The sequence below is a fragment of the Burkholderia sp. Ax-1720 genome, from assembly GCF_011753035.1.
GTDB lineage: Bacteria > Pseudomonadota > Gammaproteobacteria > Burkholderiales > Burkholderiaceae > Burkholderia > Burkholderia gladioli.
This window is the reverse complement of the sequence record NZ_VWWK01000001.1, coordinates 36904-54043: the sequence shown is the minus strand read 5'-3', so window position 1 is coordinate 54043 and position 17140 is coordinate 36904. Positions and strand designations below refer to the sequence as shown.

Annotated in this window: 16 protein-coding genes; 4 read left to right on the top strand and 12 right to left on the bottom strand. The window is 67.0% G+C overall.

What is annotated here, in order from left to right:
- Positions 1 to 237 precede the first annotated feature (237 nt).
- From F3J18_RS00265 to F3J18_RS00255, 3 genes are all read right to left on the bottom strand, one after another.
- Complete coding sequence (locus F3J18_RS00265) at positions 238 to 981, bottom strand: YoaK family protein (protein WP_166910612.1); 744 nt, start codon at positions 979 to 981, stop codon at positions 238 to 240.
- Between the two features lie 94 nt (positions 982 to 1075).
- Positions 1076 to 1921: a cytochrome c gene (locus tag F3J18_RS00260; RefSeq protein ID WP_025101774.1), complete on the bottom strand. Its 846-nt coding sequence runs from the start codon at positions 1919 to 1921 to the stop codon at positions 1076 to 1078.
- Positions 1922 to 2197: 276 nt separating this feature from the next.
- On the bottom strand, positions 2198 to 2431 hold the full coding sequence (locus F3J18_RS00255; RefSeq protein WP_025101773.1) for a hypothetical protein: 234 nt from the start codon (positions 2429 to 2431) through the stop codon (positions 2198 to 2200).
- A gap of 342 nt (positions 2432 to 2773) precedes the next feature.
- Here F3J18_RS00255 and F3J18_RS00250 point away from each other — a divergent pair, with 342 nt between their 5' ends.
- Positions 2774 to 3712, top strand: coding sequence for a LysR substrate-binding domain-containing protein (locus F3J18_RS00250; protein WP_025101772.1), 939 nt, complete (start codon positions 2774 to 2776; stop codon positions 3710 to 3712).
- On the opposite strand, the gene F3J18_RS00245 is transcribed toward F3J18_RS00250, so the two are convergent.
- The 6 genes from F3J18_RS00245 to F3J18_RS00220 form a co-directional block, all read right to left on the bottom strand.
- A complete protein-coding gene (locus F3J18_RS00245; RefSeq protein WP_166910610.1) occupies positions 3681 to 5819 on the bottom strand; it encodes a phospholipase C, phosphocholine-specific in 2139 nt (712 codons plus the stop codon). The two genes, F3J18_RS00250 and F3J18_RS00245, sit on opposite strands and share 32 nt — an antisense overlap.
- Positions 5820 to 5853: 34 nt before the next feature.
- Positions 5854 to 6129: a hypothetical protein gene (locus F3J18_RS00240; RefSeq protein ID WP_036054952.1), complete on the bottom strand. Its 276-nt coding sequence runs from the start codon at positions 6127 to 6129 to the stop codon at positions 5854 to 5856.
- Between the two features lie 12 nt (positions 6130 to 6141).
- On the bottom strand, positions 6142 to 8223 hold the full coding sequence (locus F3J18_RS00235) for a LamG domain-containing protein (protein WP_166910608.1): 2082 nt from the start codon (positions 8221 to 8223) through the stop codon (positions 6142 to 6144).
- Between the two features lie 159 nt (positions 8224 to 8382).
- Positions 8383 to 9255 (bottom strand): endo alpha-1,4 polygalactosaminidase, encoded by an 873-nt coding sequence (locus tag F3J18_RS00230; RefSeq protein WP_166910606.1) that lies wholly within the window; start codon positions 9253 to 9255, stop codon positions 8383 to 8385.
- A gap of 298 nt (positions 9256 to 9553) precedes the next feature.
- Positions 9554 to 11404 (bottom strand): hypothetical protein, encoded by a 1851-nt coding sequence (locus F3J18_RS00225; RefSeq protein ID WP_025100787.1) that lies wholly within the window; start codon positions 11402 to 11404, stop codon positions 9554 to 9556.
- 386 nt (positions 11405 to 11790) lie between these two features.
- Positions 11791 to 12537 (bottom strand): SDR family oxidoreductase, encoded by a 747-nt coding sequence (locus tag F3J18_RS00220; RefSeq protein ID WP_046581083.1) that lies wholly within the window; start codon positions 12535 to 12537, stop codon positions 11791 to 11793.
- A 134-nt stretch (positions 12538 to 12671) separates the two neighbouring features.
- On the opposite strand from F3J18_RS00220, the gene F3J18_RS00215 reads away from it, so the two are divergent.
- Complete coding sequence (locus F3J18_RS00215; RefSeq protein WP_025100785.1) at positions 12672 to 13643, top strand: LysR family transcriptional regulator; 972 nt, start codon at positions 12672 to 12674, stop codon at positions 13641 to 13643.
- Between the two features lie 67 nt (positions 13644 to 13710).
- Here the strand turns inward: F3J18_RS00215 and F3J18_RS00210 are convergent, their stop codons facing one another.
- Complete coding sequence (locus F3J18_RS00210) at positions 13711 to 15060, bottom strand: type II toxin-antitoxin system HipA family toxin (protein ID WP_166910604.1); 1350 nt, start codon at positions 15058 to 15060, stop codon at positions 13711 to 13713.
- A 1-nt stretch (position 15061) separates the two neighbouring features.
- Positions 15062 to 15325: a helix-turn-helix domain-containing protein gene (locus F3J18_RS00205; RefSeq protein WP_013688942.1), complete on the bottom strand. Its 264-nt coding sequence runs from the start codon at positions 15323 to 15325 to the stop codon at positions 15062 to 15064.
- Between the two features lie 341 nt (positions 15326 to 15666).
- Here F3J18_RS00205 and F3J18_RS00200 point away from each other — a divergent pair, with 341 nt between their 5' ends.
- Positions 15667 to 16284: a LysE family translocator gene (locus tag F3J18_RS00200; protein ID WP_025100782.1), complete on the top strand. Its 618-nt coding sequence runs from the start codon at positions 15667 to 15669 to the stop codon at positions 16282 to 16284.
- 121 nt (positions 16285 to 16405) lie between these two features.
- Positions 16406 to 16654: a hypothetical protein gene (locus F3J18_RS00195; RefSeq protein ID WP_013688940.1), complete on the top strand. Its 249-nt coding sequence runs from the start codon at positions 16406 to 16408 to the stop codon at positions 16652 to 16654.
- A 91-nt stretch (positions 16655 to 16745) separates the two neighbouring features.
- On the opposite strand, the gene pcaC is transcribed toward F3J18_RS00195, so the two are convergent.
- Positions 16746 to 17138 carry a 4-carboxymuconolactone decarboxylase gene (gene pcaC, locus F3J18_RS00190; RefSeq protein WP_025100781.1) on the bottom strand — a complete coding sequence of 131 codons (393 nt, stop codon included), beginning with the start codon at positions 17136 to 17138 and terminating at the stop codon, positions 16746 to 16748.
- Positions 17139 to 17140: the final 2 nt, after the last annotated feature.

The following is a 17140-nucleotide window of genomic DNA, read 5'->3' as shown; positions in this document are numbered from 1 at the left end:
CCTGGCATCGGGCGCGTTGCAAACCAGGCCGCTTCGGCGAAGCGGCACGGGGGCTCGGCACAGCAAACTCATCGTCGCGACACGTGACGCGTTATTCACTTTTCTTGGGGTGTCGGCGATGACTCGGCAAAACGCGAGAGGCATTCGAATCAAATACCATTTCCCTGCTGCCCGCAATGCGGGAATGGTATGGTCCGCGGCCCGAATCGATATCAATAAGAATTCGGAATGAGGCGATCAAATACGGCGCGTCAGCATGTCGTCGAAAACCGGGACAAACGCGAGCGCGAACACCACCAGCGCGAGCGGCACGGTGGCGATGAAGCCGAGATGGCCGAAGCCGAGCGCGCCCACCACGCCGCCGGACAGGAAGGACAGGAACAAGGTGCCGAGCAGCACGATCTTCTGGCGATCGGCGCGCACGCGCTCTTCCGGATCGCCCCCGGCATTCCAGTACAGCAGCTTGCCGAGTTCGATGCCGATGTCGGTCACCAGGCCGGTGACATGCGTGGTGCGAATCTCGGCCTTGGAGATCTTGGTGATCATCGCGTTCTGCAGGCCCATCACGTAGCAGAGCAGGCAGACCGTGACCGGCACGAACAGCAGGCGATGGATTTCGAGGTTGGCGCCGAGCAGGCCGAACGCCAGCAGCAGCGATGCCTCGAGCAGCAGCGGGATCGCGTAGCGGCTGCGCAACTGCCGGCGGCGGCCCCAGTTGATCAGCATCGCCGAGCTGGCCGCGCCGGCCAGGAAGGACAGCAGCGAACCCAGGCCGGCGGCCACCAGATCCAGGTGGCCGAGCGCGAAGTTGTCGGCCAGCGAGGAGACGATGCCCGACATGTGCGAGGTGTATTGGCCCACCGCCAGGAAGCCGCCGGCATTGGCGGCCCCGGCGACGAAGGCGAGCGTGCGTCCCAGGCGGCGATTGGCGGCGTCGCTGCGTTGCGGCGTGGTGAAGCCGCGCAGGTAGTTGAAAGGCATCTGGCAGGCTCCCGGTGTGGATCACGCGTCGGCGGCCGGCTCGCGCTGGATGGCGAGCCCGCGACGCCCTGCATTGTATCGAGCCCGCGGCCGGTTACCTGGCAGCCGATGCCGGGTGCTTGCGCCCTGCCATGTACGCCAGGTAAGTCACCACCAGGTCGATCTCGCGATCGCTGAGCTGCGCCGCCGAGAAAGCCGGCATCGCGCGACCCGGCCAATCGCGCACTGAAGCCGGGTTGCGGATATAGCGATGCAGGGCGGCCGGCTGGAAGTATTCGGTCGGGTTCATCGGCAGGTTGAGGTCGGGGCCCATGTTCGAGCTGCCCGCGCCGTTCAGGCGATGGCAAGCCAGGCACTGCGTGATGAACAAGGTCTGGCCGGCGCGCACGGGATCGGTGGCCGGCAGCGCGGCATCGACCGCGAGCGCGGGCCAGCGCGCCGCCGGCGAGGGCTGCAGGGCCAGGTGCGTGACCTGGTAGGGCCACTGCTCGCTGCGCACCGAGGCGGCCTGCCTGCCGACCCAGACCAGGTAGAACGGCCCGGCGCCCACCGCCTTGCCCGGCAGCTTCGGCCAGGGCCGCGCCGGCTCCTCGATCGCCAGCCACGCCACGGCGCGCGACGGATCGCGGTTGAGCACCAGGTCCATCGGCAACTGCGCGGCGAAGCCATCGGCGGCGCGCGTCTCGAGTACCTCCCCGGCCGGCAGCGTCGCGCCCGCCAGCAGGTCGGCCAGCGGCACCGCGCGATAGCGCATCGGCTTGCCGTAGGAGACGTCGCGCGCCACCTCGATATCGGCCGCGTCGGCGCGCGCCAGCAGCGCGGCGCGCGTGAAGGAGACGGTCTTGCCGGCGGTGGCGAGGTCGACGGCGGGTTCGGCGGCCAGCGCATGGCCGATCGCGCAGATCGCCCACAGCAGCGCGCACAGGCTTCGTTTCAGCATGATTCTCGGGTCGGTCGTATCGGTCGAAGCGGGGGCGCCTTCATGGCGCGCCCGGGCCGCGTGAATTATCGGCAAAGCGCGGCGGCATGTCGAACGACTTTCCGAGAGGGAAGCCCATGTCGTGGCCGCTCCCGGGCCGCGACGATTATCTTTTCGCCTTCCCGTCACTCACTGAACATATTTATTAATTCAACAATTACAGACATGCCGGATGTGAAAATCAAACTCACGCCCGACGCCGAACCGCGACGACATCGATTCGGCGCCGCCCGCATTTCACTTGTTGACGTTCTCGCAACTCTTGGGATCGTCGCCCCAACTCTTGCCGCCGCCGTTCTTGCATTGCTGCTTGGTGTATTGCTCCGGCGGCCCGTTCTTCGGCAGCTTGCCGTCGTCCGGGCAGTTGTGGTGGTAATAGCAGAATGCCTTTGCCGCTGCGTTCGCGGCATTGCCGCCAATCAGCAAGCCGCTGGCCAGCGCGATCAAGACGATTTTTCCGAGCTTCGACATCGTGGTCTCCCGAGCTTGAAAACGACGAAAGAACCGCCACGCGGTCATACCTGGATTCGAAATGGCGTCCGCAATGACGGAACCGGAATCAGATTATTCCCGGCCAACATGGCGGTCAACGCATTTCAATACGATTCCCCCGCCTGCCATTCCGGGATTTTAAAAACATCGGATGCTATTCATGGCGGGATATTGAAAAATCAATCTCATCGTTCTCGTTCGCATTATCGAATCGGCGCAGGTATTCCCGGCAAACCCGTGCGCCGCCCTGCCATCAAGCCGACATGCGGCCGCCACACACTGCCCGCTCCTTCCGCCTGTCGCCCGCGCGCGCCTCCCGCCATGCTCCCCCTGCTTCTCGCCGCCTTCTACGAAACCGCCCGCCAGGGCAGCGTGACCGCCGCGGCCAGGCGGCTCGACATGAGCCAGCCCACCATCACCTCGCGGATCCAGCAGCTCGAGCGCCATTACGGGGTCGAGCTGTTCCATCGGCGCGGCAACCGGCTCGACCTCAGCGACGCGGGCGCCTCGCTGATGCCGCTGGTCGGCCAGATGATGCAAATCGAGAACGACATCGACTTCGCGCTGCGCAACGAGCGCGAGCTGCGCACCGGCAACCTGCGCGTCGGCACCACCGGCCCGTTCTACATCCTGCCCGCGATCGCGGCATTCCGGCGCCAGTATCCGGCCGTGAAGATCAGCATCGAGATCGGCAACTCGCAGCAGGTGCTCGACGCGCTGGTGGATTTTCGCGTCGATATCGCCGTCTCCTCGCAGCGCGACGACGATCCGCGTTTCGTGCGGCACACCATCGCCAACGATCCGCTGGTGGTGGTGGTGCACCCGTCCCATCCGTTCGCCACGCGCGAGGCCATCCCGCTCGCGGCGCTGGCCGGCGAAGCGCTGCTGCTGCGCGAACCGGGCTCGCGCACGCGCTCGATGATGGAAGACGTGCTGCGGCTGGCCGGCATCGAACTGCCCGCCAGCGTGATCGAGCTGGGCAGCCGCGAGGCGGTGCGCGAGGCGGTGCGGCACGACATGGGCTGCACCCTGATGCCGCGCGGCGAGGTGGGCAGCGATCCCGAGCTGTGCGCGATCCCGCTGGTCGACGAGATGCCGCCGATGCACGAGTACCTCTACTACCTCGACGCGCGCGGCGGCACGCGGCTGATCTCGGCCTTCATGGCCAATCTCGAGCCGCGCGCCGGCTCGCGCACCGAAGAGCGCGAGCCGGCGGCCGCCGCCCGGCTCAGCCGAGCACGCCCATTGCCGGATCGCTGATGCCGTCGCGGCCGGTCTCGACGCGGCCGGCGAAGCGCCGCGACAGGCCGTTCTCGGCGCTCAGCGTGAAGTCGTACCAACTGCTCGAGGCATCCAGCGTCCAGTACGGCTCGACCTGCATGCCGGCCGGCACCGCGTAGCTCCACGGACCGTCGCTGCGATAGGCGTTCGAGCTCACCGTCACCTGGCTGGCCGTCTTGCCGACGTTCATGATGGTGAGGTAGACCGCGTTGTTGGTCGGGTCGTAGCAGACGCGCACCTCGGGAGCCGGGCCGTTGGCGGCCGCGCTCACGTTGCCCTTGAACTCGCGCAGGAAGCCGTTCGGCCCGAGCACCCAGAGGTCGTAGCTGCCCGCGTCGTCGGCCACCGCGTTCCAGGAATCCGACAACTGCTTGCCGGCCTCCACCGTATAACGACGCGGCACGCGATCCAGGTGCAGCTTGTCGTAGACATGGAACACCGCGCCGGCCGAGCCGGTATTGCTGAACGACAGCCACAGCTTGCCGCCCGCCACGTCGGCGTTGGCGCTGGTGTGCAGCTCGTAGGGCAGCGCACGCGAGCCGCGCGTGCCCGATTGTTGCGTGGGCATCGTCTGCGCGCTGACCGACGGCACCGGCACCGCGCCCGCGTGGCTCTGCTGGGTCGATTGCGCATCGGCGGCGGCCTTGGTGGGCGCCGAGCGCGCGGTGGTCGCGGCCGCGTTCGGGTTGCGGAAATTGAAGGCCGAGGTCAGGTCGCCGAACACCGTGCGGCGCCACGGGCTGATGTTCGACTCCTGCACGCCGAAGCGCTGCTCGAGGAAGCGCAGCACCGAGGTATGGTCGAACACCTGCGAGTTGACCCAGCCGCCCGCGCTCCACGGCGACACCACGAACATCGGCACGCGCGGCCCCGCGCCATACGACAGGCCATCGGGCTTGAGCGGCGAGGAATCGCCGGTCGGGTTCGGCACCGTGAAGTATTCGTACTGCGTGGTGACGGTGGAGTTGCCCGCGTAGCTGCCGTCGGCATTGCGCGTGGGCGCGTTCGGCGGCGGCATGTGGTCGAAGAAGCAGTCGTTCTCGTCGTAGTTCACGAGCAGCACCGTCTTGCTCCAGACATCCGGGTTCGCGGTCAGCGTATCGAGCAGCAGTTGCAGGTAGTAGGCGCCCTGCCCCGGCGTCGACACGCCCGGGTGCTCGCAATAGGCTTGCGGCGACACGATCCAGCTCACCTGCGGCATGCGGTTGGCCGCGATGTCGTCGGCCAGCGCCTGCAGGAAGCCGCCGTCGGGCATGGTGTTGCCGATCCCCTTGTAGAGCGGCGAGAGCGCTTCCATGGCCGGCGTGTAGGGCGCGTCCGGCGAACCCGCCAGGGTCTCGTTGACCTTGCGGAAGGTGGCGAAGCCGGCCAGCGGGTTGTCGGTGTAGTTGTCGGGCTGGTTCTGGTAGACCTTCCAGCTCACCCCGGCCGCCTGCAGGCGCTCTGGATAGGTGGTCCACGACAGGCCCGTGGCCGACGGGCCGAAATCGTCCCAGCCGTTGTTGTTGACCACCGCCGTGTTCGAGCCGGTCGGGCCGTTGGTGCCGGTCCACTGGAAGATGCGGTTCGAGTTGGTGCCGCCGTGCAGCGAGCAGTGATAGGCGTCGCAGATCGTGAAGGCGTTGGCCAGCGCGAAGTGGAACGGCAGGTCGCCCTGCTGCAGGTAGCCCATCGAGGCATCGCCCTTGGAGGCGGGCCAGGCGGTCATGCGCCCGCCGTCCCAGGCGGAATGCGCGTCGGACCACGAATGCGCGCCGCCCACCAGCAGCGCGTTGCCCTTGGTGCTGTCGAGGTAGAACGGCAGCACCGGGCGCACGCCGTCGCTCTGCTGCCAGACCGTGGCGCCGCCCGGCTGCGGGATCGTGAAGCGATCGCCGAAGCCGCGCACGCCGGCCATGCTGCCGAAGTAATGGTCGAAGGAACGGTTTTCCTGCATGAAGATCACGACGTGCTGGACGTCGTTGATCGTGCCGGTCTGGTTGTTGGCCGGAATCGCCAGCGCGCGGCGGATCGCCGGCGGGAACATCGAGAAGGCCGTGCCGGCGGCGGCGGCACGGAGGAAGGAGCGGCGGTCGATGAGGGTCATGATCGGATCTGGGTTCGTCGCGGGAAGGCGCGCGTCACGGCGCGCAGCGCAGCTGGGCATTCAGCGAGGGCGACGGCAGCGCGGTCGTCCCCGAGGCCGGGCACGGCCCGGCGCCCGGCATCACCACGATCGGCACCGGCGCGCTGGCGCCGCCGGAGCCGGCCGGCGCGGCATCGGCCTTGGTGGGGGCCGGCGCGGCGCCGTCCGAGGAGTCGCCGCCGCAAGCGGCCAGCAACACGCTCAGGGCGCAGGCGGCCAGCAGCGCGCGCACGAGATGGGCGCCGCGGCGGCCCGGGAAATTCGCGTTCATGTCGGCGTTCCGTCAGTGGAGGATGGTGGACAGCGGCTTGCCCGAGCCCGCGATCGATTGCAGCTCGCTCTCGGTGAGCACGCGATTCCAGATCGCGAGGTCCGAGAAGCCCTCGAGGTTCGGCTTGACCGTGGTGCAGCCATTGACCGTGTAGCCGCCGGGATAGGAACTGGCGGGCTTGCCGCAGGCCAGCATGTGGTACTGGCCGGTGCCGTCCTCGTTGATGCCGAAGGTCTTGTTGTTGAGGCCCGTGAGCGCCGACGGCGCAACCGTGAGCGGCGTGCTCTGCTTCTGCTCGCCGAGCACCGGATCGAAGGTATAGGCCGTCATGGTCTTGGCCGCCGTGTCGATCACGAAGGCCGCGTAGGCCCATTGGTTGCCGCTCACGCTCATGGTCTTCAGGTCGTTGCGGTTGGTGCCGTCGCCCGCGTTGAACTGGATGTTGCAGCTGCCCGAGGGCGCGCCCGACACCTGCGGGAACAGGCCGATCGCGATGCCGGGGTTCTTGCCGGTCTGCCAGTTCTTGTTGGCGAACACCGGGGTGCCGAAGCCCACCACGTCGCTGCACGGCGTCTTCACCCACATGCCGATCGTGAACTGCGACTGGGCGGTGATGTCGGCGTTCTGCACCAGCTTGTAGCCGTCGAAGCCGTTGGTGTCGACGGTCTGCGTGTTGACCTGCAGCCCCTGCGAGCCGAACGGATCGGCCGCCAGCGAGCCGCCGTCCGCGTCCGACGCGAACGGGCCCAGGGTGCTGGCGTTCAGCGCGTCGGCCGCCGGCAGCGCGCCGAACGGGTAGTAGGACACCAGGTTGTTCTTCAGCGTGGTGGCCAGCGGCGGGGGCGGCGGCGGCGGCGGCACGTAGGCGATCCGCGCGATGGTGCCGAGCGGCGCGTTGCCGGCCGTCACCACGTAGTCGAAGCTGTAGGTGCCGGCCGCGCTCAGGCCGAGCTGGCTGTCGGTGTAGCTGCTGGTACCGGCCGGCAGCGTGGCGATCTGCTGGCCGGCGCGCAGCACGGTGATCGCGCCGCTGGCGGGCGCCGTCCAGGACAGCACCAGGCTGCGGCTGTCGGGGCTCGCGCTCGTCAGTTGCGAGACCGGCTGCGCGCCGATCAACTCGCCGCCGTCGAGCTCGTAGACGGAGGCGGCCGGCAGCGCGCCGAGCTGGGCCAGCACGGTGGGCGCGAGGTCGGCGATGCTGGCGCGCGCATGCAGGTCGGCCAGCGAGGCCGGCTGCGCGGCGCTGCCGAGCCGGCCGTTGTCGGCCTGGTTCATCGCGACGAAGGTGGTGGATTCCGGCAGCAGCGGCAGGCCGTCGGCGCCGCCCGCCGCGTTGAGCCCGTGGCTGCCGGTGACCAGGATCAGCCAGTTCTCGCCGCTGCGCCTGGCGGTCTCGGCGGCCAGCGTGCCGACCGCGGCATCGAGCTGCTGCAGCGTGCTCGCATAGGCGGAGGCACCGAGCCCGTAGTTCAGCGCGGCATCCTGCGCCGAATGGTATTGCGCGACCACCAGCGCATAACCCTGGTCGATCATCGAGATGCCCTGCTGCGTCACGCAACTGTCCACCGAGGCGCAGTTGGAGAGCGTGTCGAGATTGCCGGCATTGCGGTCGATGCCGAGCAGCGAGGCCAGGCCCGCCGAATCGACGGCCGCGCCGAGCTTGCCGGCCTTGGCCGTCTTCAGCGCGTCGAACAGGGTGGGCGCCTGCAGCGCCTGGTTCGGCGCATCGGACAGCACCTGGTGGCGATTGGCCCAGGTGCCCGTCAGCAGCGTGGCCCAGCTCGGCGTATCGAGGTTCGGCTGCTGCGAGAGCGTGCCGTTGAGGCCGCCGCTATAGGCCGGCGCCACATGCAGCTTGGCGAGGTTCGGCAGCGAACCGTTGGCGATGCCGGCCGCCAGCGCGGCATAGGTCGCGCCGTCGAGCTGGATCAGCAGCGCGTGCTGGCTGCTGGTCTGCACCGGCGTGGTCGAGCCGCCGGCCGCCGCCGAGCTGCTGCCGGTGCCGGCGCCGCTGTCAGAATTGCCGCCGCAGGCGCCGAGCGTGGCGACCAGGACCAGCCCGCCCAGCAGGCGCGCGAGTGTCGTTTTCCGCATGCTTCCCCCTTCCGCTGTTTTGAATGTCCGGACCAGGCCGGTGAACGCAGTGGATTCTGGGCAGGCGATGCGATGGCAGTATTTCGTTTGGCAGAAGGGAGCTGATGGAGGTATCAGGATTTTTTTGGGGGCCGGCATGCCGGCTCCCTCGATTCCCGATCAATCGCAACTGAAGCGGTAGCTGTCGTCCAGGTCCATGCTCAGCACCAGGGTCCGCAGCTTGCGGGCGCGCGCGTCGGCGCAAAGCGCGCGCTGCCCGGCCGAAGTCCGGTAGCTGGCCTCGTACTCCGCGTTCAGGACCGGCTTGTTGGCCGAGGTGAACGGGCCGTACTTGTCGCATTCGCCCTGTTCGTGACATTCCTCGTTGACGGCGAAATCGAAGGACGGCGCCAGCAGCGCGACCTGGTCGACGTCGTTCTTCAGGCCCACCGCGAGATTGCGCCGGTGCGCCTCGGCGGCGATGAAGCGGTTGAAATCGGCCTGGTCGGCGGGCGTGAGCGGAAAGCCGGAATCGTTCGCGTAGGCGTCGACGTTGTCGGGCTCGACACCGTCGCAGCCCTTGGCGACGGCGCGATCCAGACGCGCCGTCATGATCGCGCGGACATTGGCCGAGCGCGTGTCGAGCCAGTTCTCGCCTTCCCAGTCGCTGTCCGGCGAGCGCTTGACCACCTTGCCCTTGTCGGCGGAGGCGAACTGGCCGAAATCCGGGCGCCAGTCTTCCGAGCTGCCGGCCGAGAAATAGCAGACCACCTTGCGGCCCGCCTGGTGCAGATCGGCGATCGTCTGCGCGCTGTTGTCGAACAGGTCGATGTCGTAGATCGCGACGGCGTAGCCGCGATTGAGCTTGCCCCGCAATTGCCATTGCCAGGTGTCGGAGGCGATCGGTTGCCAGCGCGAGGCGAGCGCGGCCGGCTTCGCCGCCGCGTCGATCGACGGCGAGGGCGCGGCGGAGGAATCGCCGCCGCAGGCTTGCAGGGCCGAGGCGGCGACCAGGGCAAGCGCGGCACCGAACAAGCCGAGGGCGATTTTCATGGGGAGCGGCTCCGATATCAGGGCTCGGGGGGAGGAACAAGCCATGACGCCATCCGCTGGTTCGCGACGGGCGATGGCGAAACGCATCGCAGTCTAGCCACTCGCGACGCTCATCGGTTCGCCGCGCACAGACGCGACAAGAAAATCAGAAGGACTACACAATCGATCCCGATTCGGCAGGCGGCCGACGACAAATCTGCACACGATCCCGAGATGTCCCGGCCACCTCGCGATCGTGCCGGGACACGCGGAGAAGCGCGCCCCGGCACGACGTCGACGCTTCATCGCATCGCGATCGTCACGGATAGCTGACCAGGTTCACCGGAATCGTCGACACGCCGGCTGCCTGCGCGCCGGTGTTGTTGACGATGTGCGTGATGGTGCCCACCCCGCCGAGCGATACCGTGAAGGTGTCATGCAGCTTCACGCCGGCCGTTTGCGGCACCTCGAAGCCGTGCAGCGCATTCACCGAGGGATTGACGTTGAAGAAGCAGTAGCTGCCCATCCCCCAGGTCTCGTGGCTGGTCACGCCGGCGGCCACCTTGTAGGCCGCGTAGCCGTTGCCTGCCGGGCTGATCCAGGCGGACTGGTTCGGCACGTCGTAGGGCAGCTCGTTCTGGAAGAAGATGGTCCTGCCGTTCTGGCCGTTCCACTGCACGTTGTACTTCTGGTAGTGCTCGACGAACAGGCCGGTGGCCAGCACGTTCGCGCCGTTCACCACCACGCCGGTATCGGCGGTGTTGACGGTCCAGCCGGTCGGCGCCGAGCCGTGGTCCGCGCGCCAGGCCCAGATATGGTCGATCAGCGTGTCGTTGGCGTTCACCACCAGGCTGTTGGTGGCCTTGCCGGACACCGCCCCCCCGATGCGGAAGTACACGTCCTGCACGCTGACCGGATCGCCCGCGTGGCTGGCCGAGGAGCCGGCGGTGCCGACCGTCAGCAGCGCGTTGCTGTTCACGGTGCCGGCATCGAACAGCAGGCCGGAGATCTTCACGCCGTTGACGTCCGCCACCGTCATCGCGTTCACGCCGTTGTCGGGCGTCAGCGTCGGGAAGCCGATGCCGAGCACCACCGTGTCGGCGCGCGTGATCGCGATCGGCTGGCTCAGGTGGTAGGTGCCGGGCGTGAAGAACAGGTTGAGGCCTTGCTGCAGGGCGGCGTTGAGGGTCGCGGCCGTATCGGACGGACGCGCGACGTAGAACTGGCTCATCGGGATCGAGCTGCCCGGCGTCGCGCCCGAGGCCCAGGTGATGCCGCTGGCGTTGTTGCGCAGCGCGGGCACGAACACGTTGTAGTTGCCGGCGCTGTCGATGTAGAGGTACGGCTTCTCGCGCGAGACCGGCGTGGTGCCGAGCGTGGTGTAGGGCGGCGCCGCGTTCCAGGTGGCCGGGAACGATTGCGCGGGCGCGCCCTGCACGCCGGAGAACACCATGTTCCAGACGCCGTTGACCCAGTTGCCGATGGTGCTGTCGCGCGTGTACCACTGCTGCTGCGAACCCGAGGACACGGTGCCGTCGATCTTGCTGTCGGCGATGTAGCCGCCGCTGGCATAACCCTGCCCGTCGCCCTGGTTCGACGGTCCGAGCGTCAGGTTGCCCCGGATATGGACCCGCCGCATCGGCGCGGCCTGCGAGACCGCCCAGCGATCGGTGCCGCCGTTGGGCGACACCGCGAGATTCTCCACCGAGCGCCAGAAATTCTGCGTCGCATTCGATTGATCGCCGTAATTCCAGCCGCTGTCGACATTCACGCTGCCGCTGATGGCCGTGTCGTCGGGATTCTTGCCGAGCCCGGCGATCGCCGTATAAAAACCGACATTGGCATTGATGTTGTTATAGCTGCCCGGCTTGAACAGGAATGCATAGCGTTGCGACCCGAATTGCGCGGTGGGGCTGCGCAATTGCGAATTGAAGGCATTGTCGAGTTGCGACTGGATCGAGGCGCTCGACATGCTCGGGTCGAACACGACCACGTTCGGGCCGAAGTCGGGCGTATTCGAGGTGGCGAAGGTGCTGGCCTTGGCGCCGACCACCGAGCTCTGCGCGAGCGCGAGGCCGCCGGGCGAGGCGCCGTCGTCGCCGCCGCAGGCGGCCAGCGAAGTGACCGCGGTGGCAATGAGCGTCAAGCTGACGTGACGAAGCTTCAACATATGAATCTCTCCGTATTTGAAAACGCGGGTTTTCCGTCGAAAAATTCCATCGTTTTCACGCCGACATCCCAGGCCGGGCATCCGCCTGCACCATCCGCGAGAGGGCTTCAATGAAAGCCGAAAAGGCTTTTTCTTGTATTTTTTTGAATAGTCATTTCGAGCCGGCCGCGAGTTGAAATGAATCTCGAATTCGCTTGCTGTCGAGGCGGCTCGGCATATGGCGGAGCGAGCTTAGCACGCAGTCTTTTCGATATGGAGATTTATTATCTGGAATGTTTATTGCGAATAAGGATTCGCATTGCGCATATTCGTATTCAATTGCGCGAGTTGTTTCGGTGATCGCGATGCGGCTCGATTCGTCGATGTCGAAGCCGCATCGCCGTGCCTCAGGGCAATTGCCGGGTCGGCCGGAACAGGATCTCGTTGACGTCCATGTCCTCGGGCTGGGCGATGGCGAAGGCCACCGCGCGCGCGAAGGAGTCGGCGGAAATCGCGTTGGCCGCGTAGAAGTCGCCCAGGCCGCGCGCGATATCCGGCTCGCTCACGCCGCCCGGCAGCTCGGTGTCCACGGCACCCGGCGAGATCACCGTGGTGCGGATGTTCCAGGGCTTGATCTCCTGCCTCAGGCCTTCGGACAGGGCCCCGACCGCGTGCTTGGTGGCGCTGTAGACGGCGCCGTTGAGCATCAGCTTGTGACCCGCCACCGAGGACACGTTGATCACCTGCCCCGACATCTGGCGCTGCATGTGCGGCAGCGCCGCCGCGACGCCGTACAACACGCCCTTCAGGTTCACGTCGATCATGCGATCCCATTCGTCGACCTTCAGGCGCTCCAGCGGCGCGAGCGACATCAGCCCCGCGTTGTTGATCATCACGTCGATGCGGCCGAAGCCCTGCACCGCGCCGTCAACGAGCCGCTCGACCTGTTCGCGCACGGTCACGTCGGCCGCGAAGGCCAGCGCACGCGCGCCCTGCCCGCTCAATTCCTCGACCAGTTGCTGCAGGCGCTCGATGCGCCGCGCGCCGAGCACCACGCGCGCGCCCCGCGCGGCGAGGTGGCGCGCGGCCGCCAGGCCCAGGCCGCTGCTGGCGCCGGTGATGACGACGACCTTGCCGTCGATGTTCTCGCTCATGGAATCCTCCCGGTGATGGTGAATGAGACCGGGCCCATTCTAAGCAGGCGACCATCAATCCAGTAGCCTTCCACCGCTTGCTCCATTGGCAAGTTCAGGTTGATACTGCCTGCTCCTTTTTTCCGGGGTGCCCCATGTCCGTCAGCGACGTCCGCGCGATCGAGATCTTCATCAAGGCCATCGAGCTGGGTAGCATCCGACGCGCCGCGGCCGCGCAGGGCATCAGCCCGCAAGCCGCAAGCCAGGCGCTGGCCGCGCTCGAGAAACGGCTCGGCGTGCGCCTGCTGCATCGCACCACCCGCAGCCTCGCGCTCACCCACGAAGGCCAGCAGTTCCTCGAAACCACGCAGCCCGCGCTGGCGGCGCTGGCGCGCGCCATCGACCGCGCGCGCATCGCGAAGGACGAGATCGCCGGGCCGCTGCGCATCGTCGCGCCGAAATACTCGTTTCTGCCGGTGCTCTGGCCGCTGGTCGACGAATTCTGCCGGCGCCATCCCGGGATCCAGCCCGACGTGACGCTCGACGATCGCATCGGCAACTGGGTGCGGGATCGCATCGATGTCGGCTTCCGCATCGGCACCACGCTGGAGGACGAGCTCACCGCGCGCCGCCTGTTCGCCCTGCAACTGATCGTCTGCGCGGCACCGGCCTACCTGGCCGCGCACGGCGCGCCGGCTTCGATCGAGCAGCTCGCCTCGCATCGCTGCAGCGTGTTCCGCCATCCCGGCAGCGGTCGCGTGCTTCCCTGGCTGCTGCGGGTGGGCGACGAGGTGATCCGGCATGAGCTGCCGCCGATGCTGTCGACCAACGATGCGCAACTGGAAACCGAGGCGGTCCTGTCGGGGCAGGTGATCGGGCTGTTGTCGGGCCTGTCGGCGGCGCCGCTGATCCGTGCCGGGCGGCTGGTGCCGCTGCTCTCTCGACATGCGGCCGATCACATGAGCGTCTACCTCTATTACGGCAGTCGCACGGCGCAGCCGTCGCGAGTGCGCGCCTTCATCGACCTCGGCGTCGAGCGGCTGGCCGGCTCGCGCGATTACGTGCTGGATGCGCGTGAACTGGCGACGGCGGAAGCCAGGGGACGCAAGGCAGCGCGCGGGCGATAGCAGCGCGCGATCGCGCGAGCACCGCTGAACCGCCTTCGTCGCCACCGACGATCGCATGCGGCGAACCTCAATCCGGCGTCATTCGCTCGAGCTCCCGCGCGGCACTCAGCAAGCCGCCCAGTACCGTATCGGCCACGCGTTGCGAAAATCCGTCCGGCAGTTCGGCCGCTACCTGCTCGATGGCCGCCGGCGTGCGTGCGATCAGTTCCTGGATCAGCGGCTCGGCGTCGTCGCCATAACCGAGCTTGCGCGCCGTGCTGTTGAAATGCCGGCGTCGAATGGTATGCACCTGATAGTGGCGGTTCCTGCCGAGCAGCGCCATCGCCAGCTTGATGTCCCGCGCGGCCCATTGATTCGGCCCGTCGCCCATCACCGGATAGGCGGACATCACGTCGTAGATCGGAGTGAGACGAAACCCTCCCGCATCGCCGCCTTGCAACTGGATGCTGAAATTCTTGGCATGACCGTCGGGCGCACGCAGCAGCCAGAACAGAATCTGTGTCGCCATCAGGGTGCGCAGGTCGCGCTCGGCCTCGCGCGATTGATGGACGAGCTCGAACAAGGCCTTCAGGCCCGGCCCGCCTTCGTTTTCGTATTTGAGCAGCGGTGACGTGGCGGTGGCTTGGCAGAAATCCTCCTGGACCAGGCGAAGCAGGCGCGAACCGCTCGTCGAGACGATGCGATCGAAACGTTCGACCACCAGCACGCGCTGGGTGCCGAAAGCGGCGACGCTTGCGTTGGCGGTCGGCAGGCCATAGGCCTTGAACAGGCGCAGGCACAGCCACTCGTTGTCCACCGAGGTGCTGAAATCGGCACGCCGGCCGCCGATCAAACCCAGCGGCAGCTTGAAGATATGCGTGGTAGGCGTGGCGCCGCGCGGCTTCATCCATCGACCGTTCCACCACAGGAAGGCGTCCTTTTCCTGCGCGCCGGCCAGCGAGATCCGGAAATCGTCGTCGGGATCGCGCGCGCCCGCGAAGCGATCGGGCGTGACCATTTCCAGCAGATGCCGCTCGATCGCCTCCTCGTCCAGCGCGATGCCGTCGATGCGATCGATACCGTGTGGCGTCTCGCCCTCGGGCAGCAGTTGCAATGCGCCGACACAATCACGCCCGATCACACGCAGAAGATCGAACGCGTCGGTGGAGCCGGTCCGGAAGCGGGCGGCGACGCGTTTGCGAATCGTGTCGCTGTCGGGCAGCAGGCCTTCGAAGTAATGGGAGACGGCGGGGCCGCGTATCGCCGCGTTGCCGACCGTGAAAGGCAGCGACAGGGAGAGCGGCCGCCCCCGGGGGGAGCGAAACCAGGCGTCGTCATAGCGCAGTTCCATCTCGCCGCGCGCCGTGACGGTCCAGCGTCCGACCGGTTCGCCATTGGCCCAGAGGGCAAGTGTCTGACTGTGCGAGCGGCGCCCCATCTCACCACTCCAGTTCGTCGCCGGGCGGCGAATGATCGGGCTCGCCGAGCCGCAGTTCCAGTCCCACGACAGCGCACCAGCCCAGCAGTTGCCGGAAGCTCAATTCCTCGGGATGCTGTTCGAGATGGGAGATGCGGTTCTGGCTCAGGCCCAGGCGCGTCCCCACTTGCGCTTGCGTGAGCTTGCGCCGCTTGCGGGCGCTCTTCAGCAACTGCCCGAGTTGCAGGGCCGACATCAGCTTCTGGGGCGAGAGGATCAAGGCCATGGAGAAAAATATCCTGATTCCAGATTTTTTGAGTTTATCTGAAATCCAGATATGCGCGATATATCTGCATTCCAGATATTTCAAGAATAGCTGAATCTCAGATAAACGAACGAGAAAACTGGCGGTCTTGCTAGTCAGTCATGTGGACATGACGCTCCGGACAGCATCGCGAGATCGCCGCCAGACCAGGCTCCATCAGGCAAGCCTCGGCACACATCGCCATCCAGCCAGCCGCGCCGTATCGCTGCCATCCAGCCAAACTGTATCGGTACTGTACAGATAACTGTCGCTACACTGCCTCTTCCCCGACTGTTTCCCATTCCCGGTCTCGAGAGGCACCCATGAACATCATCACCCTGAGCGCGCTGCCGGCCGGCATGCTGTTCGCACTCGTGACGTCGATCACGCCAGGCCCGAACAACACCATGCTGCTGGCATCCGGCGTCAATTTCGGCTTCCGTCGCACGTTGCCGCACATGGTCGGCATCAGCACGGGGGTGGCGATCATGATGGTGGCGGTGGGTTTCGGCCTGGGCGAGGCCTTCGCGCAACTGCCCGTGCTCTACACGGTGCTCGAGGTCGCCAGCATCGCCTACCTGCTCTACCTGGCCTGGAAGATCGGCACCTCGGGCCAGGTGAATGCCAACAAGGGCAAGTCGCGCCCGATGACCTTCGTCGAGGCCGCGCTGTTCCAGCTCGTCAACCCGAAGGCCTGGATGATGGTGCTGACCGCCGCCACCACGGTCCAGCTCTCGGCCAGCTACGGCACCAACGCGATCGGCATGGCGCTGGTGTTCATCCTGGTGGGCTTTCCCTGCATCGGCGTGTGGGCCGCGTTCGGCCAGGGCATGCGCGGCTTCCTGTCGAATCCGCGGCGGCTGCGCATGTTCAACGTGACCATGGCGATCCTGCTGGTGGCTTCGCTCTATCCGCTGTTCGCCCGGCTGCTGGCCGCCTGACCCCGAATCCGGCATGCCGGCGCGCGGCATTTCCGGTTGTCGGCCGCCGCGTGCAGGCGTAGGCTGGTCGGTCCCGGACGCCGGCGCGTCGACGGCGCGCCCGCCCGGGCAGGAGGGTCCGATGAAGCACACCATGAAAGCCGGCGACCGCATCGAAGGCCTGCACTGGCGGGCCGAATATCATCCGAACACGCATCACATCCGCGTGCTGCGCGAGCACAGCGAGGTGGGCACCTATATCGCGCCGCGCACCCTGTTCGGCGACGAGCACACGATGCGCGCGGCCACCTCGGCCGATCGCCGCTGTGTCGAGTCGGCGCTGCGTGCCTATCTGCGCCAGTTCGCCAAGATCCACGACGCCGAGGAATGAAAACGGGGCGGCAAGTGCCGCCCCGTTTTCATGTCGTTCGAGCAACGGCGCCGTCTCGCCGGCGCCTGCCTCGCCCTGGCGGGCGAGCCGCTCAGGCGGCGCCGCCCGCGTCCTCTTCCTTGAAGATCCGGTCGGCCAGGTGGAAGGCCGAATTCGCCGCCGGCACGCCGCAATAGATCGCGGTCTGCATCAGCACTTCCTTGATCTCGTCGCGCGTCACGCCGTTGTTCTTGGCCGCGCGCAGATGCAGCGCCAGTTCCTCGCCGCGATTGAGGGCCACCATCATCGAGATCGTCAGCAGGCTGCGCGTGTGACGCGGCAGGCCCTCGCGGGTCCAGATCTCGCCCCAGGCATAACGCGTGATCAGGTCCTGGAACTCGGTGGTCAGCTCGTTGCGATTGGCCAGCGAGCGATCGACATGGGCCTCGCCGAGCACGGCGCGGCGCACGCCCAGGCCGTCTTCGTAGCGTTGTTTCTCGTCCATCT